Annotated in this window: 22 protein-coding genes; 10 read left to right on the plus strand and 12 right to left on the minus strand. The window is 65.7% G+C overall.

Features of this window, described 5'->3' with window-relative positions:
• Positions 1-90 precede the first annotated feature (90 nt).
• The 5 genes from ACLE20_RS09900 to ACLE20_RS09920 all read left to right on the plus strand — a co-directional run bounded on the left by ACLE20_RS09900 (position 91) and on the right by ACLE20_RS09920 (position 7,186).
• Positions 91-981 carry a LysR family transcriptional regulator gene (locus tag ACLE20_RS09900; RefSeq protein WP_410940105.1) on the plus strand — a complete coding sequence of 297 codons (891 nt, stop codon included), beginning with the start codon at positions 91-93 and terminating at the stop codon, positions 979-981.
• Between the two features lie 286 nt (positions 982-1,267).
• On the plus strand, positions 1,268-3,097 hold the full coding sequence (locus ACLE20_RS09905) for a TRAP transporter large permease subunit (RefSeq protein ID WP_410940230.1): 1,830 nt from the start codon (positions 1,268-1,270) through the stop codon (positions 3,095-3,097).
• Positions 3,098-3,120: 23 nt separating this feature from the next.
• The gene (locus ACLE20_RS09910; RefSeq protein WP_410940106.1) at positions 3,121-4,119 is read left to right on the plus strand and encodes a TRAP transporter substrate-binding protein; all 999 of its coding nucleotides are present in this window, start codon (positions 3,121-3,123) and stop codon (positions 4,117-4,119) included.
• 222 nt (positions 4,120-4,341) lie between these two features.
• On the plus strand, positions 4,342-5,793 hold the full coding sequence (locus tag ACLE20_RS09915) for an MFS transporter (RefSeq protein WP_410940107.1): 1,452 nt from the start codon (positions 4,342-4,344) through the stop codon (positions 5,791-5,793).
• Positions 5,794-5,920: 127 nt separating this feature from the next.
• Entirely contained in the window at positions 5,921-7,186 is a 1,266-nt protein-coding gene (locus ACLE20_RS09920; protein ID WP_410940108.1) for an SLC13 family permease, read from the plus strand.
• 10 nt (positions 7,187-7,196) lie between these two features.
• On the opposite strand, the gene ACLE20_RS09925 is transcribed toward ACLE20_RS09920, so the two are convergent.
• Positions 7,197-7,877, minus strand: coding sequence for a CHASE3 domain-containing protein (locus tag ACLE20_RS09925; RefSeq protein WP_410940109.1), 681 nt, complete (start codon positions 7,875-7,877; stop codon positions 7,197-7,199).
• A 219-nt stretch (positions 7,878-8,096) separates the two neighbouring features.
• Here ACLE20_RS09925 and ACLE20_RS09930 point away from each other — a divergent pair, with 219 nt between their 5' ends.
• Both ACLE20_RS09930 and ACLE20_RS09935 read left to right on the plus strand, forming a co-directional pair.
• A complete protein-coding gene (locus ACLE20_RS09930; RefSeq protein WP_410940110.1) occupies positions 8,097-9,023 on the plus strand; it encodes a VOC family protein in 927 nt (308 codons plus the stop codon).
• A gap of 90 nt (positions 9,024-9,113) precedes the next feature.
• The gene (locus ACLE20_RS09935; RefSeq protein ID WP_410940111.1) at positions 9,114-9,716 is read left to right on the plus strand and encodes an alpha/beta hydrolase; all 603 of its coding nucleotides are present in this window, start codon (positions 9,114-9,116) and stop codon (positions 9,714-9,716) included.
• 69 nt (positions 9,717-9,785) lie between these two features.
• Here ACLE20_RS09935 and ggt read toward each other — a convergent pair whose 3' ends face one another.
• The 10 genes from ggt to oiaX form a co-directional block, all read right to left on the minus strand.
• On the minus strand, positions 9,786-11,552 hold the full coding sequence (gene ggt / locus ACLE20_RS09940) for a gamma-glutamyltransferase (RefSeq protein WP_410940112.1): 1,767 nt from the start codon (positions 11,550-11,552) through the stop codon (positions 9,786-9,788).
• Positions 11,553-11,616: 64 nt separating this feature from the next.
• Positions 11,617-13,545 carry a hypothetical protein gene (locus tag ACLE20_RS09945; protein ID WP_410940113.1) on the minus strand — a complete coding sequence of 643 codons (1,929 nt, stop codon included), beginning with the start codon at positions 13,543-13,545 and terminating at the stop codon, positions 11,617-11,619.
• The gene (locus ACLE20_RS09950; RefSeq protein WP_410940114.1) at positions 13,542-14,576 is read right to left on the minus strand and encodes a Gfo/Idh/MocA family protein; all 1,035 of its coding nucleotides are present in this window, start codon (positions 14,574-14,576) and stop codon (positions 13,542-13,544) included. The genes ACLE20_RS09945 and ACLE20_RS09950 overlap by 4 nt, the downstream gene beginning before the upstream one ends.
• Positions 14,577-14,579: 3 nt before the next feature.
• Positions 14,580-15,644, minus strand: coding sequence for an ABC transporter permease (locus ACLE20_RS09955; protein WP_410940115.1), 1,065 nt, complete (start codon positions 15,642-15,644; stop codon positions 14,580-14,582).
• Entirely contained in the window at positions 15,641-17,215 is a 1,575-nt protein-coding gene (locus ACLE20_RS09960; RefSeq protein ID WP_410940116.1) for a sugar ABC transporter ATP-binding protein, read from the minus strand. Before ACLE20_RS09960 ends, ACLE20_RS09955 begins: the two co-directional genes overlap by 4 nt.
• A 1-nt stretch (position 17,216) precedes the next feature.
• Positions 17,217-17,858 (minus strand): DUF2291 family protein, encoded by a 642-nt coding sequence (locus ACLE20_RS09965; protein WP_410940117.1) that lies wholly within the window; start codon positions 17,856-17,858, stop codon positions 17,217-17,219.
• 70 nt (positions 17,859-17,928) lie between these two features.
• Positions 17,929-18,870 (minus strand): D-ribose ABC transporter substrate-binding protein, encoded by a 942-nt coding sequence (locus ACLE20_RS09970; RefSeq protein WP_410940118.1) that lies wholly within the window; start codon positions 18,868-18,870, stop codon positions 17,929-17,931.
• A 66-nt stretch (positions 18,871-18,936) separates the two neighbouring features.
• Positions 18,937-19,764, minus strand: coding sequence for a phosphogluconate dehydrogenase C-terminal domain-containing protein (locus ACLE20_RS09975; RefSeq protein WP_410940119.1), 828 nt, complete (start codon positions 19,762-19,764; stop codon positions 18,937-18,939).
• 158 nt (positions 19,765-19,922) lie between these two features.
• On the minus strand, positions 19,923-21,257 hold the full coding sequence (locus ACLE20_RS09980; RefSeq protein WP_410940120.1) for a four-carbon acid sugar kinase family protein: 1,335 nt from the start codon (positions 21,255-21,257) through the stop codon (positions 19,923-19,925).
• 4 nt (positions 21,258-21,261) lie between these two features.
• Positions 21,262-22,725, minus strand: a complete 1,464-nt coding sequence (oiaX, locus tag ACLE20_RS09985; RefSeq protein WP_410940121.1) for a 3-oxo-isoapionate-4-phosphate decarboxylase OiaX — start codon at positions 22,723-22,725, stop codon at positions 21,262-21,264.
• On the opposite strand from oiaX, the gene ACLE20_RS09990 reads away from it, so the two are divergent.
• The 3 genes from ACLE20_RS09990 (at position 22,655) to ACLE20_RS10000 (ending at position 25,888) form a co-directional block, all read left to right on the plus strand.
• Positions 22,655-23,362: a transcriptional regulator NanR gene (locus ACLE20_RS09990; RefSeq protein ID WP_410940122.1), complete on the plus strand. Its 708-nt coding sequence runs from the start codon at positions 22,655-22,657 to the stop codon at positions 23,360-23,362. The genes oiaX and ACLE20_RS09990 overlap by 71 nt on opposite strands.
• A gap of 124 nt (positions 23,363-23,486) precedes the next feature.
• A complete protein-coding gene (locus ACLE20_RS09995; protein ID WP_410940231.1) occupies positions 23,487-24,734 on the plus strand; it encodes an adenylate/guanylate cyclase domain-containing protein in 1,248 nt (415 codons plus the stop codon).
• 92 nt (positions 24,735-24,826) lie between these two features.
• A complete protein-coding gene (locus tag ACLE20_RS10000) occupies positions 24,827-25,888 on the plus strand; it encodes a polysaccharide pyruvyl transferase family protein (protein ID WP_410940123.1) in 1,062 nt (353 codons plus the stop codon).
• A gap of 43 nt (positions 25,889-25,931) precedes the next feature.
• Here the strand turns inward: ACLE20_RS10000 and ACLE20_RS10005 are convergent, their stop codons facing one another.
• Positions 25,932-26,606 (minus strand): hypothetical protein, encoded by a 675-nt coding sequence (locus tag ACLE20_RS10005; RefSeq protein WP_410940124.1) that lies wholly within the window; start codon positions 26,604-26,606, stop codon positions 25,932-25,934.
• Positions 26,607-26,615 lie beyond the last annotated feature (9 nt).

Consider the following 26,615-nt stretch of genomic DNA (forward strand, 5'->3'; position numbering starts at 1 on the left):
GCTTGGTTTGCCTTGACGAACCAACTATGCTCGGTTCACAGGTGAGCCGATAGACAACGGATTTGGACCCGCTGTCTCACAGGTGGAACGATGGATCTGCTTGCTTTGTCGGATTTCAATCTCGTCGCCAGACATGGCGGCTTCGGAAAAGCGGCGCGGCTGACCGGTCGGCCGAAGGCCACGCTGTCACGCCGCGTCTCCGAGCTGGAGGCGGCACTCGACCTGCGTCTTTTCGAACGCGGGGCACGTGCGCTGAAGCTCACCGAGGAGGGGCGCGCACTCTATGAGCGAACCGCGATCCTGCTCGCGGCGATCGACGAGACGGCCGCCAGTCTCGCCGCCAGCGGCGCCGAGCCTCGGGGCCGGCTTCGCCTCAGCGCGCCGCTGCTCTTCGCGCAGACCGCCATGGGGCGCATTGCCGCCGGCTTCCAGGCTCGCCATCCGCAGGTGCAGCTGGAGGTGACGACCGAGGACCGGCCGGTGGACATGGTGGAGGAGGGCTATGATCTCGTCATTCGCGTCAATCCGGATCCGGATGAAAGCCTGGTCGGGCGCATCCTGATGCATGATCGGCTGGTCGTGGTGGCCGCAGCCGATATCGCCTTTCCCGGGGACGGTTCACCTGTGCGCAGCGTTGTGCGAAGGCTGGAGGATCGGCGAGACTGGCGACTGCGGCGCAAGGCCAAGCCGGTGATAATCGCGACGGAGCCGGTTCTCGCGCTGTCCTCGCTTGTCATGGTGCGGGATGCGGTCCGGGCCGGAACGGGCGTGGCACGCTTGCCGATCTCGCTGGTGACGAAGGATCTCGAAGCGGGCCGCCTGGTGCTCTGGGGCGAGGTGGAGGGGTCGGACATCGCGCTCTGGGCTCTCTACCCCACCCGTCGCCTGCTCAGCGCCCGCGTCTCCGCCTTTCTCGATTACCTCAAGCAGGCTTTTCCAAAGGGCACGCCAGATGAACTCGCAGCCTTCATCGATGGGTGAGCCTGGCGTCGCCGAGAGGGTTCCACAGACGGACTGCTTGCGCGAAGGGTCCGCGACCCGGCGATCGATGGGCCATCGCGACCAAAACCGGAGAACGGCGCGTCGGGATGATCTACGGCTTCCTTCAAGAAATGCTTGAAGAAGGGCGCCGCCTGCGCGACAAGGGCGCGCCGCCTGCGCGACAAGGGCGCGCCTCATGGGCGCACTCGCCGTCACCACGTCTCCGGCACTTCAGCTTGCTGACTATCAGGACCTGCACCGCAATGATCGAGGCCGAGCACGGGTGATGAGGCTTGATGCATCTTTGCCGAAACGTCGGGCCCGCACTTTGGCCGCGACCGCCGCACGGCTGCGTGCCGGGCTCGAGACCGTGCTCGGGACGCTGGCGGCGCTGGTGCTCGCTTTGCTGCTCGGTCTCGTCCTGACCGGGGTTGCAGCCCGCTACCTGTTCTCGACCGGCTTTATCGGCCTGGAGGAGCTTGCCATCTGGCTGCATGTGGCTTTGATCTCGCTCGGTGCGCCGCTCAGCCTCGGCGGCGCGCTTGCCATGCGCCTCGATGTCTTCGTCCGGCTTTTGCCACCTCGAACGGCACGCATCGCCGCTCTGCTGTCCGATGGTTTCAGTCTTCTTTCGGCGTTGATCCTGCTGTTCGGTGGCGGCGAGATCATGCAGATGCTGGGTGGTGTCTCGCCGACGCTCGGTCTGCCGGAGTGGATCCGTTTCGGCCTGCTGGGCGCCGGTGGCGGGCTGATCCTGATCGTGCTTGTCCTGCGGCGGCTGGAAGAGGGCCGGGGCGCCGGCCTCGCGCTTTCGCTGGCGCTGGCCGGCGTGGTCTATCTCGCCATCCCCTTGCTTGCGGTCGAGAGCGCCCTGCCGCCGAGCCTGTTTCTCGCGCTCACAGCCGCGCTGGGGCTGGTGGTTGCGGCGCCGCTTAGCCATGCCTTCCTCACCGGTGCCTATGTCGCCATCGCCTTCGGCAGCAGTCTGCCGGAACCTGCCATCGTCTCGACCACCGTCAGCAGCCTGTCGAAATTTCTGCTGCTTGCCATCCCCTTCTTCCTGCTGGTCGGCGGACTGCTCACCGCCTCGGGGGCGGCCCGGCAGCTGGTGCGGTTTGCGGCAAGCCTGGTCGGGCATCGCCGGGCGGGGCTCGCGCAGACGACGCTGCTCACCAGTGTGCTGTTCTCCGGCGCCTCCGGTTCCTCGGTCGCCAATGCCGCCTTCGGCGCTGCCACCTTTCAGCCGGAACTCGTGCGCCATGGACTGCCGCCGGCAAGGGCCGGCGCGATCATCGCCGCTACATCGGTGCTCGACAATATCATCCCGCCTTCGATCGCCTTCCTCCTGCTCGCCGCCGCCACCAATCTGTCGGTCGGCGCCCTGCTGGTCGACGGATTCTTCGCCGGTGGGGTCATGGCCGCCTGCCTCGCCGTTGCCATCCACTTTACGGTGGCAGATCGCGCGCCGACAGCGCGGACCAGCGGGCCCGAGCGTCTGCGGGCCGCATTCGCCGCCCTGCCGGCCTTCGGGCTCGGTGCGATCGTTGTCATCGGCATCCGCATCGGCATCGTGACGACGACGGAGGCTGCGGCACTGGCGGCGCTCTACACGCTCGGCCTGGCGCTCTTCGCCCGGCTTGGCCCCGGCCGTTTGCTTGCGGTGTTTCGAGAGGCGGCGCGCGAGGCGGCGGCGATCGGCCTGCTGATCGGCACGGCCGGACCCTTCGCCTTCCTTCTGGCCGTCGACGACGTCGCGGGCCTGGTCGGCGAGGCCGTGACGCTTCTCGGCGGCAGCGCGCTTGCAGTCCTGCTCCTCTCCAACCTCATCCTGCTGATGGTGGGGCTGGTGCTCGATATCGGCGCGGCGATCCTGCTGCTCGGGCCCATCCTGCTGCCGGCCGCCACGACTGCCGGGATCGATCCGATCCTCTTCGGCGTCATCCTTGTCGTCAATCTGATGATCCACGGCCTGACGCCGCCGCTCGGCATGCTGGTCTATGTGGTAAGCGGCGTCACCCGCGTCCCCGCGGCGGCGTTGTTTCGCGCCGTGCTTCCCTATCTTCTCGCCCTTCTGGTCTCGCTCGGGCTGCTCTGCACCTGGGCTCTTCTCATCTGACCCGCCGATCACAGGAGATCGACATGACCCTTCTCACCCGCCGTTTGCTTCTTGCCGGTGCCACGGCCGCCGGCACAACCCTTGCCGCCCCCGGCCTCATCCGTCCCGCGGCCGCCCGTGTCACGACGCTCACCGTCGCCTCGCTGCTGGGCGACGACAAGCCCGAAACCAAGGTCTGGCTGAAGATTCGTGATCTGGTCGAGGCAAAGCTTCCGGGCGAGTTCCGGTTCAACATCGTCAAGAACGGTGCGCTTGGCGGCGAGAAGCAGGTGGCTGAAGGCGCGCGGCTCGGGTCCATCCAGGCGGGGCTCTCCACCGTCTCCTCGCTGTCCGGCTGGGTGCCGGAGCTGCAGATCCTCGATCTGCCCTTCCTGTTCCGCGATGCAGACCATGTCCGCCGGACGGTGGAGGGCGATATCGGCGCCGATCTGGCGGCGAAGCTCGCAGCACAGAATTTCGCCGTCGGCGGTTTCATCAACTACGGCGCGCGCCACCTGCTCGCTAAGGAGCCGACCACCCGGCCGGAGCAACTGAAGGGCAAGACGATCCGCGTCATCCAGAGCCCGCTCCACACCAAGCTCTGGAGCGCCTTCGGCTGCACGCCGGTCGGCATCCCGATCACCGAGACCTACAATGCCCTGTCGACCGGCGTCGCTGATGCCATGGACCTGACGAAATCCGCCTATGCCGGCTTCAAGCTCTACGAGGTCGTGCCCTATCTCACCGAGACCGGCCATATCTGGGCCTCCGGCGTGATCTTCTACGCCCAGAGCTTCTGGTCAGGATTGAGCGACGCGCAGAAGATGGTTTTCACCGAGGCCACGCGCGAGGGAGCAGCAGCCTTCAACGCCCTGATCGTCGCCGATGAAGCGCGCTCGGTCGAGGAGGCGAAGGCCCACGGCGGCGCGGTGCTCAAGCCTGAAAATCTTGCCGCATGGCAGCAGGGTGCGCAGGGCGTCTGGCAGGATTTCGCCGGCATCGTCGGTGGTCCCGAGAAGATCAAGGCGGTACAGGCCGCCTGAATGCTTTTGCCTCCCATGTGCCCGGCCTCCAGACGCTCACGGCCAGCGACCTGCGCCAATGCCGGCCGGCTTACAGCGCTTTACGGACGAGCGGTCGAAACCGCCGCGTAAGCGCCGACAAAAATATTGCCCGCTTATGGAGAAACCTTTGAATCAGCGATGCGTTGAGTGCCGGTTTTCCTCTGTATGGTTTGGCGGTCAGTTTCTTTTCAAGGAATGGTTATGAGCACTGTGGCGGCGCAAGTTGCTCCGGTCCCGGCGGAGCGCCGTTCGCGCTCCGTCCGAGCCTTGAGCGCGGTCAATTTTTTCCTGGCGGATGTGCGGGATGGGCTCGGGCCCTTTCTCGGCATCTTCCTGATCGGCCAGGGCTGGAGCCCGGCCACCATCGGCGTGGTCATGACGGTCGGCGGTATTGCCGGCATGCTGGCGACCACGCCGCTCGGAGCGCTGGCCGATGCCTCGCGCGCCAAGCGCTTCATGGTCGCCTTCTGCGCCGCGCTCGTCATCATCGCGTCGCTGGCCATTCTCTTCGTGCCGACCGTCCCCTTCGTCACCGCCTCGCAAATCGCCACCGGCATTGCCGGAGCCGCCATCGGTCCGGCCATTGCCGGCCTGACGCTCGGTCTTGTCGGCCAGAAGGGGCTTGCCGGACAGCTTGGCCGCAACGAGGCCTGGAACCATGGCGGCAATGTCTTCGCCGCTGCCGGTGCCGGCTTCTTCGGTTATGAATTCGGCCTGACCGCCGTCTTCGCACTGATGACCGCCATGGCAGCCGGCTCCATCCTCGCCGTGCTGATGATCAAGCCGGAGGATATCGACCATGATGCCGCCCGTGGCATCGAGAAGCGCGAGGGCGGCGAGAGCGATCCGCCCTCGGGGTTCAGCGTGTTGTGGCGGTCGACGCCGCTGCTGATCCTCGCGGCCACGCTGATGCTCTTCCACTTCGGCAATGGCGCCATGCTGCCGCTGCTCGGCCAGCAGGTGGCGACACAGGCGGAAAGCGGCGGGAATGCCGAGGGTCAGGCAGCAAGCAGCCAGCCGGGGAACGGCGAAAATGGGGGCGGCCAGGCGGCAGGCAACCAGGCCGCCGGTGCGCCCGGCACCGCTTCCTCGGGCGCGACTGCTGTGCCGCCCGGCCAGGCGACGTCCGGTCGGCCGGCAGCGGAACCCGTTTCCCAGCCAACCAGCCTCCAGAACCTCCTCTCCGACCCCGTCTCCTACACAGCGGCCACCGTCATCATCGCGCAGCTGACCATGATCCCGGTCGCGCTCCTGGCAGCTGGTTTTGCCGGGCGGCGGGGCTATTTCCTGCTTCTGGTCGCGGCCCTCGTCGCCCTGCCGGTGCGCGGGCTGATCGCCGGCCTCTGGCCGAGCCCCTATGCGCTGATCCCGGTGCAGATGCTGGACGGTGTGGGGGCCGGTCTGCTCGGCGTGGCGGTGCCAGGCCTCGTCGCCCGCATGCTGCGCGGCAGCGGCCATATCAATGCCGGGCTTGGCGCTGTCATGACGGTGCAGGGCATCGGCGCCTCGCTCAGCCCCGCCATCGCCGGCATGATCGTCGCGCGCTACGGCTTCTCCGCCGCCTATCTCGTGCTCGCCGGTTTTGCGGTCTGCGGCCTCGTCATCTGGCTCGTCTCCAGCCCCAAGGTCGCCGCCGCCTGCTCCGGCGATTGAGCACTCGCTTACCGAAGCCCGGCCTGATTTTTTGTCAGACCGGGCTTGCGGAGGGCCCGGTCGACGGGCGGCGCGTTCTCGGGCATAGAGCGGCTTTGCCGCCTCCCGCTTTTTCCAAGGCCAGTCTATGTTGTTTAGCGCACATCTTGCGACATGGGTGCTCAGCGCCCTCACCGTTCTCGGCGTCATCTTCCGTCCCTTCCGCTGGCCGGAATGGATCTTCGCCGTCGCCGGCGCGGCGCTCCTGGTCCTGATCGGTCTGCTGCCGCTGGCCGAGGCGATGACCGGCGTGCTCTCCGGCCTCGACGTCTATCTCTTCCTGGCCGGCATGATGCTGCTCGCCGAGACGGCACGGCGCGAGGGGCTGTTCGATTATCTCGCCGCCCATGCGGCCCGCGCGGCGCGGGGATCGCCGCAGCGTCTCTTCGCCCTCGTCTATCTGATGGGCACGCTGGTCACGATCTTCCTGTCGAACGATGCGACAGCCGTGGTTCTGACCCCGGCGGTCATCGCCGTGGCGCGCGCCGCCAAGGTCTCGACGCCGATCCCCTATCTGCTGGTCTGCGCCTTCGTCGCCAATGCCGCCTCCTTCGTGCTGCCGATCTCGAACCCGGCCAATCTGGTGGTCTTCGGCGAGGATCTGCCGGCGCTTGGGCCCTGGCTTGCCCGCTTCGCGCTGCCATCGGTCGCCGCCATTCTCGGCACCTACCTGCTGCTGCGCTGGACGCAGCGCGCAGAGCTCAGCGGCACGGCGGACAGCGCGGTGCCGATCCCGGCGCTTTCCAGGGGCGGGCGGATTGCCGCGGTCGGTCTCGCCGCGGGCGCGGTGGTGCTGCTCACCGCCTCCTTCCTCGGCCTCGAACTCGGCCTGCCAACGCTCGCGGCCGGCCTGCTCACAGCTCTCGCCGTGACGATCGGCGAAGGCTCGAACCCGCTGCCGCTCGTCAAGGAGGTCTCCTGGGCGACGCTGGCGCTGGTCGCCGGCCTTTTTGTCATCGTTCGGGCGCTGGAGCTGAGCGGGCTCAGCGAACTCCTGGTCGCTGTGCTCCAGCCGCCGCTGAGCGCCCATCCCGAGCTCGGCGCCCTTGCCGCCGGCGCCGCGCTCGCCTTCGGCACCAATCTCACCAATAATCTGCCGCTGGGCCTCATGGCCGGCGCCTTCACGACCGCCGCCGCCCTGCCGGACAAGGTGGTGGATGCGATCCTCGTCGGGATCGATATCGGGCCGAACCTCTCGGTCACCGGCTCGCTCGCCACCATTCTCTGGCTGACGGCGCTGAGACGCGAGGGGCTCTCCTTCGGCGCCTGGGCCTTCCTGAAGCTCGGCTTCATCATCATGCCACCGACGCTGCTGCTAGCGCTCGCGGCCGTGCTGTTGCAGCCGTGGACCTGATCCCTTTCGGTCAGCGGCGGGTTGCGGCTGCCTGCTCCTGGCCGATGCCACGCCGCGCGAGATAGAACTCGATCGCCGCGCGGGTGAGGAAGGAGGCAAGGCCGACCAGGATCGCCACGATGCGGATGCGCGTCTCGTCATGGTCGACTTCCGCCTGGCGGGCCTCGAGCAGCGCCTTCTCCGCCTCGGTGATCGTCCCGATCACGACGCGGATCTGGTCCATGGTCGCCTTTTCCATATTCTCGATCTCGCGCCTTCGCGCCGCCTCGCTGCCGGCGCTGTCGTGAAGCGCGATGGAGTCCTTCAACTCCGTCAGCTTCTCGTCGATCAGCCCGTTCAACTGACGCACGCGCGCCAGCTGGTCCTCATTGTCGGAAAGGTGCGAGCGCAGACCAGCGCGCATCGCCGTCAGCCGCTCCAGTGCCTTGTCATATGGGTCCAGATAGCGGCGTTCGCCGCTGATCAGATAGCCGCGCTGCCCGGTCTCGGCATCGACGAGGCCGATCAGGACATCCTTGGTCGTGTCGATCGCCACATAGGTATGGACGACAAGATCCTGATGGTCGCTGAGGAGGATATGGGTCCAGCTCGTAGCGACGACGCCGGCGGCGATGACGATGCCGACCGGGATCGACCGCAGGAGCACCGCTTCCGTCAAATAAATTCGGCAGAGACCGCGCCAGTCCACCATCTTCCGTCTCCGCCGCTGCTTTGGGCAGGAGAAAACTGTGTCGCCAACGAAGAAGAACAAGATGCCGAACCACGTAGTCCAGCGCGAATATCAGTGAACGCTGAGGCGAGAGCGTTTCCAAAAGTCGAACAATGCGTGCTGCAAGCCCGGTCTATCGGTTGACGCCGCTCTGCCCCATCTTCACGCCATCGAGCCTGACAAGGCGGAAAGGACAAGACCATGCTGAACCAGATCAAGGGCCTGCATCACGTCACCTCCATGGCGGCGAATGCGCGGGTCAACAACCAGTTCTTCACCGACATTCTCGGCCTGCGCCGCGTCAAGAAGACGGTCAATTTCGACTCGCCGGATGTCTATCACCTCTACTATGGCGATGAGGTCGGCACGCCCGGCTCCGTCATGACCTACTTCCCGTTCCCGCACATCGCGCGCGGCCGTTTCGGCACCGGCGAGGTCGGCACCACCGTCTTCTCCGTGCCGAAGAGCTCTCTGCCCTTCTGGGCCGCTCGGCTGCAGGAAAAGGGCGTGCAGGGCATCGAACCCGGCACCAGCTTCGGTGCGCCGCGGCTGTCTTTCAAGGGGCCGGACGGCGAGAGCTTCGCACTGTTGGAGGTCGAGAACGATGCGCGGCCTGGCTGGAGCGGCAACGGCATCAGCGAGGACCACGCCATTCGCGGCTTCCACTCCGTCTCGCTGCGGCTGAAGGATTCCGGCGCCACGGCCGAGCTCCTGCGCTTCATGGGTTACGAGCAGCAGGACAAGGCGGGTGCCGTGTCGCGCCTCATCGTGCCGGGCGATGCCGCGACGGTCATTGATCTCGAAACCCTGCCGGGTGTCGACCACGGCCGCCAGGGTGCGGGTTCGGTCCACCATGTCGCCTTCGCGGTCGATAACCGCGAGACGCAGCTGGCCGTGCGCAAGGCGCTGATGGACACGGGCTATCACGTCACCCCGGTCATCGACCGCGATTACTTCTGGGCGATCTATTTCCGCACGCCGGGCGGCGTGCTGTTCGAGATCGCCACCAACGAGCCGGGCTTCGAACGCGACGAGCCGCGCGCCGAACTCGGCCAGGGGCTGAAGCTGCCGCAGCAGCACAAGCATCTGCGTCCGATCCTCGAGCAGCATCTCGAAAAGATCGACTGAACCGGGAAGCGCCGCATCCGGAAAAGCCGGGTGCGGCTCGACACATTCGAAGACGCGCGCCGGCGGGGCCGGCAGCGCGGGAGACCGACGATGAGCACGCACACCTATCATCATCTCTTCAAGCAGGGCGCGCCCGGCGCGCCGCTGATCGTGACGCTGCATGGCACGGGTGGCAATGAGAGCCAATTCCACGGCTTCGCAGCCGAACTCCTGCCGCAGGCGAGCATCCTCTCGCCGCGCGGCGATGTGTCCGAACATGGCGCAGCCCGTTTCTTTCGCCGCACCGGCGAGGGCGTCTACGACATGGCGGATCTCGCCCGTGCCACAACGGCGCTTGCCGCCTTCATCCGCGAGATGGCGGCGAAGGCCGGGGCCGGCGAGGTCTATGGCTTTGGATTCTCCAACGGCGCCAATATCCTTGCCAACATGCTGATCGAGGAACCGGATCTCTTCGCCCGCGCTGGCCTGCTGCATCCGCTGATCCCCTTCCGGCCGAAACCGCAGCCGGGTCTCGCCGGGCGCCGCGTGCTGATCACCGCCGGCCGGCGCGATCCGATCTGCCCGCCGCCGCTCTCCGAGGCGCTGGCGACCTATATGACAGGGCAGGGGGCCGAGACCGAGCTGCTCTGGCACGAAGGCGGGCACGAGATCCGCCAGCCGGAAGTGGACGCATTGGCGCGCTTGCTCGGCTGATTGCTGGCCGGGGCCGGGTCCATTGCGGATCCCGGCCTTGTTGATAGTGCGCGAGGCCGAGCGGGGTGCTTAATACCCTTTCGGTGCGCCGGAGGCGGCGCGGCTGTCCATGGCGCCGTAATAGCGCTGGCCGCCGCCGGCCTCGATTTCGGCAAGGCTCCGTCCGCCGACCAAAATGCCGGCCGCCTGGCCCCAGATCGGCCAGCCCTTGTCCGGGCCGATTTCATGGCCCATGTCGCGCAGGATCTTCAGCGTATCGGCCGAGAGCGCATAGGGTTCGATCGCCACCGTGTCCGGCAGCCATTGATGGTGGAGGCGCGGCGCGTCGATCGCCTCCTGCAGCGTCATGCCGTGATCGACCACGTTCAGGATCGCCTCCAGCGTGATGGTGATGATGCGCGCGCCGCCGGGGCTGCCGATCACCATGAAAGGCTTCCCATCGCGCAGCACCACGGTCGGGCTCATCGAGGAAAGCGGCGTCTTGCCGGGCGCGATCGCGTTCGCCTCGCCCTGCACCAGGCCATAGAGGTTCGGCGAACCCGGCTTGGCGGTGAAGTCGTCCATTTCATTGTTGAGCAGGATGCCGGTGCCGGGCGCCACGACGCCGGCGCCGAAGGAGCCGTTCAGCGTATAGGTGACCGAGACGGCATTGCCGGCCTGATCCATGATCGAATAATGGGTCGTCTCCTTGCTCTCGCCCGCGCCCTTCGGCGTGAGCTTCTCGGACACACCGGCCTTGGTAAGGTCGATCTTCTTGCGGATCTCGGCGGCATAGGCCTTGTCGGTCAGCCGCTCGACCGGGTTCTTGACGAAGTCCGGATCGCCGAGCGCGGAGTTCCGGTCGACATAGGCATAGCGCATGGCCTCGATCATGCGATGGGCTGTCGCGGCCGATCCATAGCCGAGCTCGGCTAGCGGATAGTCCTCCAGAATGTTGAGGATCTCGCAGAGGATCACCCCACCCGAACTCGGCGGCGGGGAGGAGATGATCTCATAGCCGCGATAGGTGCAGGTGACCGGTTTCAATTCGCGGACCTTGTAGGCCTCGAAATCGCTCTTCGCCAGAATTCCGCCCTTGTCGCTGCTGGCCTTGACGATCAGATCGGCGGTCTCGCCCTTGTAGAAAGCGGCCGGGCCCTCGCGCGAGATGGCCGCGAGGCTTTTGGCGAGGTCCGGCTGCGTCAGCCGATCGCCGATCCTCGGCACCTTGCCGTCCTTCAGGAAGATCGCGGCGGCGGCTGGGTCCTTGGCGAGCTTCTGAGATTCTTCGCCAAGCGAGGCAATGTCGCCGGCATCGAGCACGAAGCCCTTTTCGGCAAGCGCGACTGCCGGTGCCATCAGAGCTTCGCGGCTCATCGTGCCGTATTTCGTCCGAGCCTCCTCGAAACCCATGACCGAGCCCGGCACGCCGACGGCCAAATAGCCGTCGGTGCTGGCACCCTCGACGACCTCGCCCTTGGCATCGAGATACATGGTCTTGGTCGAGGCGGCCGGCGCGCGCTCGCGGAAATCGAGGAAGGTGGCGCGTCCATCGGCGAGGCGGATGGTCATAAAGCCGCCGCCGCCAATATTGCCGGCCGTCGGATAGACCACCGCCAGCGCATAGCCGACCGCCACCGCCGCATCCACCGCATTGCCGCCGGCTTTCAGGATCTCGACGCCAATGTCGGAGGCGAGATGCTGAGCGGTGACCACCATGCCGTGCTCTGCCCCGACGGGTTCCGGTGAGGCGGCCTGCGCCACCGGTATCATCAGCAAGGAAAGCCCGAAGGTCAGCGTCAGGCAGCGCAGAGGGACGCGCGGCGCGCGATGTGGGCTCGGCAAAGGTTGGGACATGGCTTCTCTCCTCCAGCACAGGTCTGCACGGCAAGATAGCGCAGCAACGCGGGGAGGATAGAGACTAGGCGTCGATGCGAATGAGCGCATAGGGTTGAAGATCGAGCGATGCGTCGTTGAGATCCTGCACGCCGAGCTCTCCATGAGCAGCCGCCTCGATCGACGTGCTGTCGAGCTGTCGGAGCCCAGCGTTTTGTGGCAGCTCGAGCGCGGCGACATCGATGTGCTTCACCTCCGGCGTCAGGTTGACGAGGAGGATCGTCACGCCGTCCTTGCGCGTTACCCGCAAGGAGAGGAGCGCGGAGGGGTCGGAGGAAAACAGCTCCTCGAAGGGCTGGCCTGCCAGTTCGGCGAGCCAGGCAAGCGGCGTTGCGAGCGGCCGCAACGTCCCCGCCGGCGCCGGCTCACCTTCACCCGCGATCAGGCCGAAGGGACCGGCGACGGCGGACAGGGTCAGCATCTCCAGCCCGGCGGCCACGGTGCGAAGGGCCATGCCCAGCGCGAAGGCGGCGCCGAAGAGACCGGAATGGCGCGGATCGCGGTTCGCCATCGGGATGCGGCTGCCACTAGGATTGTCCATCGTCCGGCTGCCATAAGGGTTCTGGCGCATGGGGATGGTGGATGGGCCGATGCGGTAGGGGAGGGTCGGATAGAGACTGCGGACAGACCGGGTGATGAAGGGCAGGGCCTCCAGCGTCTGCATGACGCTGCGGTCGTCGCTCGCATGGACGATCGGGTTGGTGCAGTGGCTGACGAGATCGAGCCGCGCGGCGGGGACCCGCTTGCGGTTGAGCTCGGTGAAATAGGAGAGCATGCCGCCGGCCAGGCGGAGCGTCGGAAAAGCCGTGCGGGCCGCGTCATAGACCTCTTCGAGCGGCGGACAGGCCGGCCAGGTGCTGCCGGGCGGCGTCGACTGGCGATCGACCGCCGGCGAGACCATCACCGCATCGAGCCTGAGCCCGGCTGCGGCCACGTCGCGCGCGATCGCCGCCAGCTCCAGCGCCGGTTCGTCCCGGCAGGGCAGGGCGATCTCGAGCGTGGTATCGCCGGCATGGACTGCGGCAATCCCGGCGAAGGCGGCGAGCGCATGGGCATCGTGTCCGGCCAGCGGATCATAGTGGAAGAGGAGCGACTGGGCGGCGGGCAGGCGGCGGCTGCGAAGAGCTTCAGCGCTCGCTTCGGCCGTGTCCGGCGTGACGATCAGCCCCAGCCGCGGCAAGGTTCCGCGTGCCTCGCCAGGTTCGAGCCTCAGGCTCCGGGCCTCAGCCAGGCGTGGCTCCGAATCGCCGGCGCGGCTGTCCGTGATGGTCAGCGTGATCAGCTGTTCCAGCACCTCGCCGGCGGCGATCGTGAAGGGCCAGGGCAAGGCAAGCGGGCGGACATAGGTCTTGTAGGAAGCATCCGACCAGTTGCGCTGGTCCTCCATCTCGAAGATATCGCCGTCCATGCGGCATTCGGCGGCAATGCCCGGGGCGACCGCGTGCGTGATGGCGCGCATGTCCTTGAAGGGCTGCCAGGGTGCGATCAGATCCGGCAAGACGGTGTCGACCTTGAGCCCGTCCGTATGCTCGACGGTCACGGGCGCACCGGCGAGCCCGATGATCGGATGCAGGATGCAGAAGCCGCAGCGGTTGGTCTCGAAACCCGTCTCGGTCTCCGCCCGGCCGGCAAAGCGCATCTGTCCCTCACGGCCCGAGATCTCTGCCGTTATCGTGAGACGCGTGCCTTGAGGGCCGTGGCATTCGGCCTTGTAGCTGACGTCGAAGCCGTCTGGCCCTTCCTCGATCTGAAGGTCGGCGAGCGCCGGGTCATAGGTACCCCAGTCGCGGTCGCGCACCAGGAAGGCGATGGAACGGAGAACTTCGATGCCGTCATAGCGGATGGCGCGCAGGGCGCCGGCGGCAAACTCGGCCGTCAGCCGCCCGGCCCGAAGCTGGCGAACCGGGGCCTCCTGCGCCTCGGTTCCGGTCAGCAGAAAGGCCTCGGTCCTCATGCGAGCAGCGGCCCGATCGAGACCGTCTGGCCGGACGCGGCGCTCGCATAGGCGGCTTCCACCAGCGCGAAAGTCTTCAGATTATCGGTGCCGGAGGTCGATGTCTCTTCGCCGGCGGCCAGCCGGTCCGCCCAGTGCTGCTGGATGGCGAAGACGCTTTCCTGGATATTGTGCCAGGGCCGCTCGGCCCAGGGAAGAAGGGCCGGCGACACATCGCGCCGCGTCGTGCCGCGCGGGTCCGTCACGATCAGCTGGTAGCCCTGCGTCAGCCGCAGCGATCCTTCCGTGCCGTCGATCTCGATCAGGGTTTCGGGGAAGCTCTCCACCTCCGCCCTGGTGGCATAGCTGACATCGACGATCGAGGTCGCGCTACTTTCATGGTCGAGCAGGATGGTCGCCACGTCTTCGCCCTTGATCGCCGGATTGACGCGCCGGGTGCGCGCGGAAAGGGCGGTGACATCGCCCAGGATAAAGCGGGCGATATCCAGCGTGTGGATGCCGAGATCCTCGATGATGAAGCGCGCGCCCTCTGCCAGATAAGGCTGGCCGGAGAAGACATCGAAGCCGGAGCGGAAGGAGAAGCGGCCCCAGAAGGGCGTGCCGATCCGGCCCTCGTCGAGCACCTGGCGCACCGCCTGGATCGGCGTCTGCCAACGGAAATTTTCGTGGATCATCAACGGCACGCCCGCCGCGCCGCAGGCCGCCACCATGGCTTTCGCATCGGCGAGCGTCGGCGCGAAGGGTTTCTGGCAGATGACCGGGACGCGATGCGCGGCGGCCAGTTCTGTCAGTGCGCGGTGACTGGTGACGGTTGTCGCGATGTCGACGAAGTCGAAGCCGCCGTCCGCCAGCATGGCGCTCGCATCCTGGTAGCGCCGGGCAATGCCGAACTGATCGCCGACGATGCGCAGCCGTTCGGGATCGCGGTCGCAGATCGCAACGATCTCGGCACCCTTCACATCGCGCCAGGCATGCATCTGGTTGACCGCGAAGAAGCCGCAGCCGATCAGCGCGCCTTTCAGTTCCGCCATAACTTATCCCTTCCTGGCAAGCTGCATGAGCGCCACCTGCTGCTGCAGGCGGCGCTGGGCCTGGTCGACGACCACGGCCACGATGATGACGATACCCTTGATGACCATCTGCCAGAAGGAGGAAACCCCCATCATCACCAGGCCATCGGAGAGGATGCCGATGACGAAGGCGCCGATGATCGTGCCGCCGATCGTGCCCCGCCCGCCTGACATGGAGGTGCCGCCGAGCACGGCCGCGGCGATGGCATTCAGCTCGAAGGAGTTGCCGGTGGCGGGATGCGAGGCCATCAGCTCGGAGGAGATGACGATGCCGACGATCGCCGCGCAGAATCCGGAGAACATGTAGACGAACATCTTCACCCGGTTGACGCGAATGCCGGACATGCGCGCCGCGCGCTCATTGCCGCCGACGGCGAAGATCTGTCGGCCGAGCGGCACGTAGCGGGCGAAATAGGCGGCGGCCAGCGCCACGACGATCAGGATCCAGATCGACACCGGCAGGCCGAGGATGCGGCCCGAGCCCAGAAAGCCGAAGCCGGTGGTGGCAAGCTCCGGCTTGCCGATCAGGTTCGGAAAGGTCTGGCCGTCGGAGGAGAGCAGCGCGAAGCCGCGCGCCACATAGAGCGTGCCGAGCGTGGCGATAAAGGGCGCGACATTCAGCCGAGTAATGAGCAACCCATTGACGGCGCCGATCAGGATGCCGATCGCCAGCGTGATCAGGCAGACCTCGACCACGTTGAAATAGATCGTATAGCCGATCTGCAGGTCGATGCCGTTCAGGATCAGCCCGCCGGCCACCATGCCGCAGAGACCGACGATGGAGCCGACCGAAAGATCGATGCCGCCGGTGATGATGACGAAGGTCATGCCCATGGCGAGAAACGCATTGAGCGCCACATGCTTGGACATGAGGATGATATTGGCCGCCGACAGGAAGTTCGGCGCGAAGGCCGAGAAGAAGGCGATGACGGCGAAGAGCGCGATGAAGGTGCGCAGCTTCATCAGCGTCAGGAGAAGGGAGCCGCTGTCGGCGCCGGCTGCCGGTGTGGTGGTCGTGGCCGTCGTCATGGCGTCCTGCCCTCGCTCGACTGTGTGGATTTGTGGCCAACCGAGGCAGCCTTGACGATCGCGTCTTCGCTCGCGTCCGCCCGGTCGAGAATGGTGGTGATGCGGCCATTGCTCATCACGGCGATCCGGTCGGAGAGCGCCATGACCTCCTCGAGATCGGAGGTAGAGAAGAGAATGGCGAGGCCCTCGCCGGCGAGGCGCCGCATGGTGCGGAACACGTCGGCCTTGGCGCCGACATCGATGCCGCGGCTCGGCTCGTCCATCAGCAGCACCTTCGGCTTGGTCATCAGCGCTTTGCCGATCACCACCTTCTGCTGGTTGCCGCCGGACATGGAGGTGATGTCGAAATCCGGGTTCGGCGCCTTGATGGCAAGATCGCGAATCGCGTGACCGATCGCCGCCTTCTCCCGCTCGCCGGTGATGTGGAAGCCAAAACGAACGAAACGGTCGAGGCTGGCCAGAGTGAGATTGGCGGCGATCGACAGCACCTGAACCAGCCCCTCGCGCTGGCGATCCTCGGGGATCAGCGCCAAGCCCCGCTTGATCCGCGAAGGCGTATCGCGCTCCACGACCTCGCTGCCCTCGATGAAGATGCGGCCAGTCGAATGGGCATGCTGGCCCATGACGCATTCGAAGAATTCGCTGCGGCCGGCCCCCATCAGCCCGTAAATGCCGAGCACTTCGCCAGCCCGCACCGAGATCGACAGGTGATCGACGGCCAGGCCGCCAGTGCGCCGCGCGAGCGAAATGTCCTCGGCGCGGAAAGCCTCCCCGCCCACCGCATGATCAAGAGACTTGGCGAAATCCTTGGCGTCCGAACCGATCATCGAGCGGACGATCCAGCGCGTGTCGATGTCCTTCACCAGCGCCTGGCCGGTGATCTGCCCGTCACGCAGCACGGTAATGGTGTCGCCGATCCGCATCAGCTCTTCGAGGCGGTGCGAGATGTAGACGATCGCCACCCCTTGCGCCTTGAGCTCGCCGATCACCTTAAAGAGAATATCGACCTCGGCGGCCGACAGGGCAGAGGTCGGCTCGTCGAGGATCAGAATCCGGGTATCGAGCGAGATGGCCTTGGCAATTTCGACCAGCTGCTGCTGGCCGATCGGCAGGTCCTCCACCATGGTCTCGGCATGAATGCCGGCATCGAGCCGGTTCAAGAACTGGTTGGCCTTCTCGATCTGCGCCTTGTGGTCGATGCCGGCGAGCCCCCGGATGATCTCCCGCGTGGCGAAGATGTTTTCCGCGACGGACAGATTGCCGAACAGGTTCAGCTCCTGGAACACCATCCCGATGCCATGTTTCTGCGCATCCGCCGGCGAATGGAACTCGACCTCTTCGCCGTCCAGCAGAATGCGGCCGAGCGAGGGCCGTTCCACACCGGCGATCATCCGCATCAGCGTCGACTTGCCGGCGCCATTCTCGCCGACCAGCACGTTCACCGCGCCGCGTCGCAGCGCCAGATTGGCATGCTTGACCGCAACGATGCCGGAATAGACCTTCGTCACGTCTTCAAGGCGGAGGATGATGTCGTCTCCAGCGCCGGGCGCCGGGGATATTGCGCTTTCCATCTCAGCCGCCGATCGTCATCGTGACAGGGGTCAGCAGCGGTAGCTGGCCGGAGGTCGGCAGCGGGTAAGCGCCGACAGCCTCAATCCGCTTGCCTTCCAGCCCCTCGCGCGGCAGGGCCTGGAGCAGGGTCTCATTGGCATAGGCGTTGAACGCCTTGCCGAATTCGGCCCACTGGATCTGGTTCTTGAACTGGTTGAAATTGACGAAGTCGAGACTATCGCGGATCGCCGTGCCCTTGATGACCGGGCCGATCTGGATGCGCACATCCGCCTTGCCGTCGCCATCGACATCCGTGTCGAGATAAGCGGCGCGGGATTTCGTCTCGGCCTTGACGACGGTGCCTGAAACCTTGGCGGCGAAGGTCCAGGGAGCGTTGCCCTCTTTTTCCTTGTGGCCGTATCTCGCTGCGGCGGCATCGAGATTGCTGCCGACGAGGCTCGCGACCTCGGCAAAGGGGCCGGCGCGATTGGTGAGGTACGGCACGACTTTTGGCCCCCAGAGCTCGGATGCCTGGCGATCGGGGTTGAAGCCGCCGCTCTTCTCTTCCGCGGCTTCCTCCGCCGTCGGCGTCTTGATAATCTTGCAGCCGGTGAGCGCGAGGCCAAGCGCCAGCAGCAGCGATGCGGCGGGAAAACGCGGCATTCCGTCAACTCCGAGGGAGGGGAAAAGGGAGACGGAGCCCCAGGCTCCGTCCCACCGTTCAAGCGAAAGATCAGTCCTTGAGCGCGAAGGTCTCGAGCTTGTCGGCATTGTCGGCCGTGATCAGCACGCAATCCATCAGCTGCTTTTCTTCCGCCGGGCCCTTGCCCGTCTTGATATAGGCATCGGCCTGTTCGACGGCGCGCTGGGCCTGGGCATAGGCCGGCTGCATGACGGTCGCCTTGATGCCGCCCGCCTTGATCGAGTCGCGCACATCGTTGGAGCCGTCGAAGCCGACGACGATGACGTCCTTGCGGCCGGCGGCCTGCAGCGCGGCGATCGCGCCCATGGCCATCGTGTCGTTGCCGGCGATCACGCCCTGAATGTCAGGATTGGCCTGAAGGATGGTCTCCATCTTCGAATACCCTTCGGTCTGGCTCCAATTGGCCGACTGCTGGGCGACCATTTTCAGGTCCGGATATTCGTCGATGATGTCGTGATAGCCCTTGGAGCGGATGCCGGCATTGAGGTCGGCTTCACGGCCAAGCAGCTCGACATAATTGCCCTTCTCGCCCATCAGCCGCACGAACTCTTCGGCGCCGAGCTGGGCGCCCTGGTAATTGTTCGAGACGATCTGCGAGACGGCGATGCCGGTGGCGTTGATTTCGCGGTCGATCAGGAAGGACGGGATCTTGGCATCCTTGGCCTTCTGCACGGCGGCGATCGAGGCTTCCGACCCGGCATTGTCGAGAATGATCGCCTTGGCGCCGCGGCCGATGGCGGTGTCGATCAGCTGCGACTGCTTGTTGGCGTCGTCGTCATGGACGAGCACCAGCGTCTCGTAGCCGAGCTCCTTCGCCTTCGCTTCCGCGCCGACGGCTTCGGCCTTGAAGAAGGGGTTGTCGTGGCTCGGCGTGATGATGGCGATCAGGTCCGCCGCATAGGACGGCATCGCCGTTCCAAGCGCCAGCGCGCCGGCGAGCGCCGCAAGCGTCAGTCTACGTGTCAGTTTCATGGTGTCCTCCCTTTGGATGGTTGTATCGGCCCCGCCTCCCTGCGGGGCCGCGTGGGTATCAGCGCATCAGGTGATGCGCCGGATGCTCTCGGCGATTTCCTCCGGCTCGAAGACGCGCTTCCAGTCGTCGCGCATCAGCGCGGGGATGCCGAATTCGATCGCCTTGTTGCAGGCATCGGAGAAGACGCCGTCGACCTCCTTGAAGATCACGGCGCCCAGCACGTTCATATGGCCGAGCAGAAAGTCGCGCGCCGCCTGTTCCGGCACGCCGCGCTTGACGCATTCGTCCAGTGCCTGGCTCATGACGACGAGCAGCGAGGCGCAGACCGTCTCGGACAGGCCGGGCTCGAGGATCGCCATCTGCTCGACGGTGACGCGATGCGAGCGCATGACCGGCGCCCAGATCGTCTTTGCCACCTCTTCACCCAGCGCATAATGCTCTTCCGGACCCTGCATCAGTGCCGAAACGATGTGCTGCTTGGCGGCGATCCCGCCGAAATGGTCCTTCTTCGCCGCCATGTCGGTCTCGTCGTTGAAGATTGGCGGATGGCAGGGATGGGTGACGAAATAGGTAATGTCGGCGCGCTCTGGCAGGTGGCCGGCAAAGGGTGCGGCGGCATCGAGGATGACGACGACGGTGCCCGGCGCCAGCTTGCTGACGATCCCGGAGGCCACCTTACCGATCGCTGTGTCCGGCACGGCCAGAACCACGACCTCGGCGCCATCAAGCGCCTGATCGACAGGCAGGCAGTCGAGCCCGAGCTCGGCCTTGAGCTTGGCCTGGCCGGCGTCGCTGACTTCGACATGGCGCACGTCGAACCGCGAGCCTTTCAGATTGCGGGCCAGTCGGGTGCCCATTTTGCCCCCGGCGCCGAAGAGTGCGATCGCAGTCATAAGTCCTCACCTGCTGTTCGTATGGCGTCACTATAGCCAACTGGTATGATGAGTCAATGAGGTAACGAGTTGTTTCCGTCAGATCCGTTATGGCAATATAACGTAAGTCGACAATTACCCTTGCGCTCGCCAACAACGAGCCGGATCAGCGGCTTAGCCTAGTCACGCCGCCCATCTCGGATCTGGGCGAAGTAGCCGTCCGTCCCGACCTGGCCGCCCTTGAGGGAAATTTGCAATCCATTGGTCGGTCCGTGAGACCCATGCGCGGTGCAGAGCGGAGAGCCCGGGGTCTGGGGCAGGGGGAGGAGCGTTGTCAGAGCCTCGACCTTCAAGGCGGTCAGGGCATGGCTCGACGTATCGCCGCCGGCAATTACCGCGCGGGTCAGTCCCGCCTGCTCCACAAGCTCAAGAAGAATTAGACCGAGGGCCTGGCCGATCTTGTGGCGGCTTCCAGGCACGCGGTCGATCGCGGTCCCCTGATCGGCACCCGGTCCAAGCGCCGTATGCAGGATGACACTGCGCCCCTGCTCAAGTGCGGCCATCCCGGCCTGAACGGCTGCCTGCCGGGCTGCGTCACCGCTCTCGCCGATCAGCGCCAGCGGATCGACCGGCACGGTCTCGAACCCGTCTGGTCCCGCCTGTCGGATCTGGCGCTCGGTGGTGGGCGACACGCTGCCGGAGACGACGGCGATCCGTTCGGCTGGTCCGGGCTCGGTAAAGCCCCGCGGCCCCGGCGTAATGCCTTCCGCCTGCCAGCGGGAAAGAAGCGCATATTCGACGCCGGAGGAGCCGGCCATGAAGCGCAAACCATGATGATTGAGCCGCGCCAGTTGGGTGCCGGCTGCGCGCTGGCTGTCCAGGCTGTCGACATCAAACAGCAGCATGCCGTCGAAATCGTCGGACAAGGCATCGATACGGCTATCGGCATCGCCAGAGGCCAGTGTAGCGAGATCGGCAAGGCGAACCGGTAATGCGGTCTGTTTTGCCAGATGCAGGCGCAGATCCGCCTCGCCCATCGGCGTCACCGGGTGTCGGCTCATCACCGGGTGTCGGTCGATCCGATAGGTCTCGCCCTGGTAGGCGGCAAAGAGCGTGCCGAAGGCCGTGTACCGCTTCAATTGCGGCGCACCGACGAGGAGCGGGACCAGGCGCTGATCGAAGATCCGCGCGCCGATCTCGACCGCCCGGCCGATATTGCCGGTCTCGGGGCTCGAATCGAAGGTGGAGCAGACCTTGTAGTGGCAGACGGCAGCCTTTAGGTTCTTCAGGAAGGAGAAGACCTCCGGCAGATGCGCGTCCATCCATTCCGGCGTCTCGCTGCGGCTGGTGCCGGCAAGGCCGATCGCGCGGCAGTTCGAAAAGCGCGACAGCAGCGCCGCGTCGGGTACGCGCAGGAACAGGACGGTGTCGACGCCATGGACGGACAGCGATTCCATGACGTCGGTCGAGCCGGTGAAGTCGTCGCCATAATAGCTGAGCAGCAGCGGAGTCATCGCCTCAGGCATCCTTGCCCCCGAACTTCTTGAGCGAAGCAGCCAGTTCCGGATGATCCGCTGCATAGGTTTCGAGCGGGATCTCCTTCACCGCCGCCTCCCAGGCCTGGGTGACGGCGCGGACCCCTGCCGCCGGTCCATCGGGATGGCTGACGATGCCGCCTCCGCAGAGATAAAGGAGATCGAGCGTCCGCCCGGTGCGCCGATAGGTTTCCGGCGCCTGCCCGCCCCACTGGCCGGAGCCCGCGACCGGCAGCGGGCAATCGGCTGGCGAGAAGAGCGGGGTCGAGACGGCCTTGAAGGATTCGACGAAGCTCTCGTCCGGCTCCCAATATTTCACGCCAATGCCGTTGATCTGGAACTGGTCGACACCGAGCAGCCGCCAGAATTGCTGCCAGACCTTGAAGTCGAAGCCGATGCCCGGATGACGCGTCAACACGTCCCAGCCATTGCGATGGGCGTGCAGCACCAGGCCGGAGCGCTTGCGCAGGAAGGCCATCCCGCCCATGCCGATCGAATTGATGTTGACGACGGCGCAGTTTCCGCCGGCTTCGAGCACCAGATCATGGTTGCGCATCATCTCGTCTGGATCGGTGTGGGAGATACCGAAGGCATACATGACCTTCTTGCCGGTCTTCTGCTCATGATCGAGGATCAGCGGCATGATGGCCGCCACCCGGTCCTTCAGCGGCGAATAGGCCGGGCTCATCAGCTTCTCGTCGTCCTTGATGAAGTCGACCCCGGACTCGATTAACTCGCCGACCAGCGCGGCTGTCTCGGCCGGGCGAAGCCCGAGTGCCGGCTTGACGATCGTGCCGATGATCGGCCTTCCGGAGACGCCGGTCAGGGCCTTGCTGCCGGCAATGCCGAATTGCGGGCCAGGGTGGGCCGCGCCATATTCCGGCGGCAGCTTCAGGTCGACGACCCTCAGGCCCGTCATGCCGCGAATGGAAAAGATTCCGCCAATGGCGATAGTCATCAGCGCCGAGAGATCGGTGCCGATCGCGTCGAGAGGGAAGGCGATATCGACATCCGCACGGCGGATCGGGCCGGTGCCCTCCGTAGCCTCCGGCCAACTTGGCCGCGCCGCATCGGCCAACGGCCGGATCTCTAGCACCCGGGCCGCGACGCGGGCTTTCAGCTCCTCCGTCTCGCCGGGAACGGGAACGAAAGTGCCGGTCGACTGATCGCTGGCGATCTTCTCCGCCATGGCTCCGACGCTGCCTGGCGTCTCGATCCGGTAGGTGACGGTAATCATGGTCTGCTCCTCAGGCTCGGTCGACCAACTGGTATAATGAGTATAGCATTGGCGCAAGTCCATGTGCCGGCCGAGAAGGCTCTTTGCAGCTGCGTGCCCGCCGTGCCAAATGAGAGGATCGCCACGCCCCATGAGTCCCATGACGAAGATCCAGGAACCGATCGTCCGCCGAAAGCTCTCCGACGAGGTCTTCGCCCGGCTGAAGGACATGATTACCGAGGGGGAGCTTCACCCGGGGGACGAGATGCCGTCCGAGCGGGAGCTTATGGAGCGTTTCCAGGTCGGCCGCCCGGCGATCCGCGAGGCCATGCAGGCGCTGGCCAATATGGGGCTGGTGGCAATCTCCCATGGTGAGCGGGCGCGGGTGCTGGAATTGACCGCGCAGTCGATCTTCCGGCAGGTGGATACCGCCGCCAAGATCATGCTCGCCAAATCTTCGGACTCGCTCGAACATCTGAAAAGTGCCCGCATCTTCTTCGAGCGCGGCATGGCGCGCGAAGCCGCCCTTCGCGCGACGCCGGAGGACATCGAGGCACTGGACGAGATTCTCGATCGTCAGCGGAGTTCGCTCGGATCGGCCGAGCCCTTCATCTCCGCCGATATGGACTTCCATACCCGGATCGCCCGGATTTCCGGCAACCCGATCTATGTGGCGCTGAGCGAGGCCATGCTCGCCTGGCTGCGCGAATACCACACGGATATGCTGATCTGGACAGGGAAGGAGAAATTTACCTTGGCCGAACACGAGGACATCATCTCCTGCCTGGCCAAGCGCGATGCCGAGGCTGCCGACGAAGCGATGCGCAAGCATCTGGAGCGGTCCCGCGCGCTCTATGCGCTACGTTGAGAGACTTTGTTTCCTCACGCGCTTTTTCGGTCTAGACCCTCCGCCTCCAGACAAAACGAGTCGGGCAGCCGGACGTCCTGCCCGCCACCATCGTGCGCGGGCCCGCTGCCGGAGGACCGAGATGATCAACAAAATCGACACTGCCCCCATCGCCGCCTGGCTGACCACCCAGGGCCTGAAGGGCACGGATGAAAGCGAGATCCTCCAAGGCTTCTGCGACCGCTGCGTCGCCGCCGGCCTACCGCTCTCCCGCGCACTCGCGCTGATCGACACGCTGCATCCGGTTTACGAAGGTCGCGCCTTTCAGTGGGACAGCCGCGAGCCGGTCGACAGCGTCTTCGACTACGAACCGACCGTGGAGGGCAATGCCGCGGAGAACTGGAAGCGTTCCGCCTTCCATCATCTGCGCGAGACCAATGGCGACGAGATCCGCCGGCGCATCGGCCTCGGCGAGCCGCTCGATTTCTACATGCTCGACACGCTGCTGGCCGCCGGCCACCGCGACTATGTCGCCATGATCCATCGCTTCGCCCAGGACAGCCATATCGGCGAAATGGATTGCTTCTATTCCAACTGGACGACGCTGGAGGAGGAGGGCTTTACCGAGGCGCATCTGGAAGCCCTGCGCAGCCTGGTCCCGGTTCTGGCGCTGGCCATTAAGGCCGGCTCGCTGAACCGCATCTCCCACACGATCGCCCGCGTCTATCTCGGGGAAGATGCGGCGACCCGCGTCCTGCAGGGGCGCATCTCGCGCGGGCGGGCCGAGCGGATCTCCGCCGTGCTCTGGTTTTCCGACCTGCAAAGCTTCACCCGCATCACCGAGAGCCTGGCGCCGGACGAGATCATTCCCTTCCTCAACGAGTATGCGGACGCAGTCATTTCCGCGATCCACGAGGCGGGCGGCAATGTGCTGAAGCTGATCGGCGACGGGACGCTTGCCATCTTCAAGGCCGAAGACCGCGAAGAGGCCTGCGGCCAGGCGCTGAGGGCCGAGCGGCTGCTGCGGGCCAAGCTCGACGCGCTCAATGCTCGCCGCGCCGCGGAGGGCCGGCCCACCACCATGGTCTATCTCGGCCTGCATATCGGCGATGTCTTCTATGGCAATATCGGCAGCGCCGACCGGCTGGACTTCACCGTCATCGGCCCGGCCGTGAACGAGGTGAGCCGCATCGCCTCGCTCTGCCGTTTCGTCGATCGCCCGGTGCTCATGTCCTCGCCCTTCGTCTCCGCCGCCCCGCCGCCGCGCGATCGCGAACTGGTCTCGGTCGGCCGCTATGCGCTGCGCGGCGTCAAACTGGCGCAGGAACTGTTCACGCTCATGCCGCTGCCCGACGAGGCAGCGACACCCCGACTGGCTGCACCCTCTCTTTGAAAGTCTTGACTTCCGGAATGAAGCGCGATCCTTAAGCCAAAACCTTCGCTCGCAGCAGTGCGACGCGAAGGCAGGCATAAGGAGCATTCGCCATGAAGACCAACCGGCTCGCCGAACATGTGCGCCAGACCGGCACGGTTCCTTTGTCCTGGGCCGGCTCCACCATGGCGATGGATTACCTCAATATCGGCGATGCCCTGAGCGCGGTGATGGTGGCGCTTCTCGCCGGGCGAGACATCGAGCGAGTGCCAAGCAAATCGACCTCGCTGCGGATGGCCTGTGTCGGCACGATCGGGCACGGATTTTCGGGCGGCGAGGTCTGGTTCTGGGGCACCGGCTGCTCGGCTTGGTCCAACCCTTCGGCCCCGGAACCCGAGCGGCTTCCCTTCTCCGTCGCGCATGAGAAAGGCTTCCACGTGACCGCCACGCGTGGGCCCTATTCGGAGGTGCTGCTGACCGGCAAGCCGGAGGGTTCGGTCGGGGTCTATGGCGATCCGGTCTGGCTGTTGCCGCGCTTCTACGCGCCACCGGTCGAAAAGAAGTGGAAGCTCGGCGTCATCGTCCATCTCTCCGAGCTTTCCGACCGTGCCTATGAGGCGCATCTCAAGCCGGAGCTTCTCAGGTACAAGATCCCGGCGCATCTTGCCGACGAGATCCACCTGATCAACACGGTGACCCCGATCAGCATGGCGGGGATGAAGGCGCGCATTGACGAGATTCGCGCCTGCGAGCGCATCGTCTCGACCAGCCTGCATGGTATGGTCTTTGCCGAAAGCTACGGCATTCCCTGCCTGCATTTCCCGCCGAGCGGCGGCGAACAGGGCCTGGCCACCCGCAGCCTGGAGGGCGCCTGCAACATGGATCCGCGCGTCTTCGATCTCTATCGCGGCCTCGGCCAGAAAGCGCTGCCCGTCTATACGCAGCCGCATGGGCTCGAGACGGATTGGCCGGCGCTCATCGCCGCCATCGATGCCAGCTGGACCGAAAAGCCCTTCGACGCCGACGCCCTGCTCGACGCCTTCCCGCTCGATCTCGATCCTCTGAGCGCTCCCGTGGGCAAGACGATCTGGGAGCATCCGCTGCTGGAGGCCTTGGCGCTCCAGCATGACGTGCGGGCGCTGAAGCTCGCCGACAAGGCGCGTCCGGCCGCCTGACGGCCAAGTTCGGATCCTGTTCTCCCCATAGGTACAGGTGGCGTCAGCGGCCCTTGCTGGCCTCGATCAGGGTCAGCACCAGCGCGGAGATCAGGGCCAGAGGCGTGGTTTCGGCCGTGTGCGGCTTCGAGCTCTGCTGGGCGTTGAGGCCGATCTTGCCCACCGGCTTCTCACCGGCATTGACGCCGCTGTTCCCGAGCGTCCACCAGCCGTCCCGCAGCATGCGCTCGATCATGAAGGTCGTGACATCAAGCGAGCGGGAGGGGGAACCCGGCGGAAGGATATCCGAGGCCGTGGGAGTGCGCTCGTTCATCACCGAATAATAGACGGTCTTCAAAATCTCGTCGATCTCGTCGGTGCCCTCTTTGGCATTGGTCACCTTGCCACGCAGCTTGCGCAGGAGATCCAGCGTGACCGGCTCCTTTGCCCCCGCCTTCTCCACTTCCAATGCAAAGGCCTCCGGGTCGGCATTGGCCGCCGACAGCATGTCGCCGAGCGCCGAGCCCGGCGAGGCCTGACGGTTGCGGATCACCTTGGCCGCGCCGCGAATGCCTTCGCGGAAGGCCTCGCGTCTGACGTCGTCCATCTGGACCTGCACCTCGTCGATCGCCGCCGCCAGCTCGAGCAGCAGCGCGGCCACCTCCGGGCTGGTCCCGGTCACCGCGGCCTCTCTGGCTCTCGCCGTCAGCTGCTCCAGCCGCGCCTTGGCCTCGGTCATGATCTCATC

This window comes from Rhizobium sp. YIM 134829 (assembly GCF_046546455.1).

Excerpts from the sequence above, each read along its gene's own strand:
- ACLE20_RS09900 (WP_410940105.1), top strand. The coding sequence starts at position 91 with ATGGATCTGCTTGCTTTGTCGGATTTCAATCTCGTCGCCAGACATGGC.
- ACLE20_RS09905 (WP_410940230.1), top strand. The coding sequence starts at position 1,268 with ATGAGGCTTGATGCATCTTTGCCGAAACGTCGGGCCCGCACTTTGGCC.
- ACLE20_RS09910 (WP_410940106.1), top strand. The coding sequence starts at position 3,121 with ATGACCCTTCTCACCCGCCGTTTGCTTCTTGCCGGTGCCACGGCCGCC.
- ACLE20_RS09915 (WP_410940107.1), top strand. The coding sequence starts at position 4,342 with ATGAGCACTGTGGCGGCGCAAGTTGCTCCGGTCCCGGCGGAGCGCCGT.
- ACLE20_RS09920 (WP_410940108.1), top strand. The coding sequence starts at position 5,921 with ATGTTGTTTAGCGCACATCTTGCGACATGGGTGCTCAGCGCCCTCACC.
- ACLE20_RS09925 (WP_410940109.1), bottom strand. The coding sequence starts at position 7,877 with ATGGTGGACTGGCGCGGTCTCTGCCGAATTTATTTGACGGAAGCGGTG.
- ACLE20_RS09930 (WP_410940110.1), top strand. The coding sequence starts at position 8,097 with ATGCTGAACCAGATCAAGGGCCTGCATCACGTCACCTCCATGGCGGCG.
- ACLE20_RS09935 (WP_410940111.1), top strand. The coding sequence starts at position 9,114 with ATGAGCACGCACACCTATCATCATCTCTTCAAGCAGGGCGCGCCCGGC.
- ggt (WP_410940112.1), bottom strand. The coding sequence starts at position 11,552 with ATGTCCCAACCTTTGCCGAGCCCACATCGCGCGCCGCGCGTCCCTCTG.
- ACLE20_RS09945 (WP_410940113.1), bottom strand. The coding sequence starts at position 13,545 with ATGAGGACCGAGGCCTTTCTGCTGACCGGAACCGAGGCGCAGGAGGCC.
- ACLE20_RS09950 (WP_410940114.1), bottom strand. The coding sequence starts at position 14,576 with ATGGCGGAACTGAAAGGCGCGCTGATCGGCTGCGGCTTCTTCGCGGTC.
- ACLE20_RS09955 (WP_410940115.1), bottom strand. The coding sequence starts at position 15,644 with ATGACGACGGCCACGACCACCACACCGGCAGCCGGCGCCGACAGCGGC.
- ACLE20_RS09960 (WP_410940116.1), bottom strand. The coding sequence starts at position 17,215 with ATGGAAAGCGCAATATCCCCGGCGCCCGGCGCTGGAGACGACATCATC.
- ACLE20_RS09965 (WP_410940117.1), bottom strand. The coding sequence starts at position 17,858 with ATGCCGCGTTTTCCCGCCGCATCGCTGCTGCTGGCGCTTGGCCTCGCG.
- ACLE20_RS09970 (WP_410940118.1), bottom strand. The coding sequence starts at position 18,870 with ATGAAACTGACACGTAGACTGACGCTTGCGGCGCTCGCCGGCGCGCTG.
- ACLE20_RS09975 (WP_410940119.1), bottom strand. The coding sequence starts at position 19,764 with ATGACTGCGATCGCACTCTTCGGCGCCGGGGGCAAAATGGGCACCCGA.
- ACLE20_RS09980 (WP_410940120.1), bottom strand. The coding sequence starts at position 21,257 with ATGACTCCGCTGCTGCTCAGCTATTATGGCGACGACTTCACCGGCTCG.
- ACLE20_RS09990 (WP_410940122.1), top strand. The coding sequence starts at position 22,655 with ATGACGAAGATCCAGGAACCGATCGTCCGCCGAAAGCTCTCCGACGAG.
- oiaX (WP_410940121.1), bottom strand. The coding sequence starts at position 22,725 with ATGTCCTTCAGCCGGGCGAAGACCTCGTCGGAGAGCTTTCGGCGGACG.
- ACLE20_RS10000 (WP_410940123.1), top strand. The coding sequence starts at position 24,827 with ATGAAGACCAACCGGCTCGCCGAACATGTGCGCCAGACCGGCACGGTT.
- ACLE20_RS10005 (WP_410940124.1), bottom strand. The coding sequence starts at position 26,606 with ATGACCGAGGCCAAGGCGCGGCTGGAGCAGCTGACGGCGAGAGCCAGA.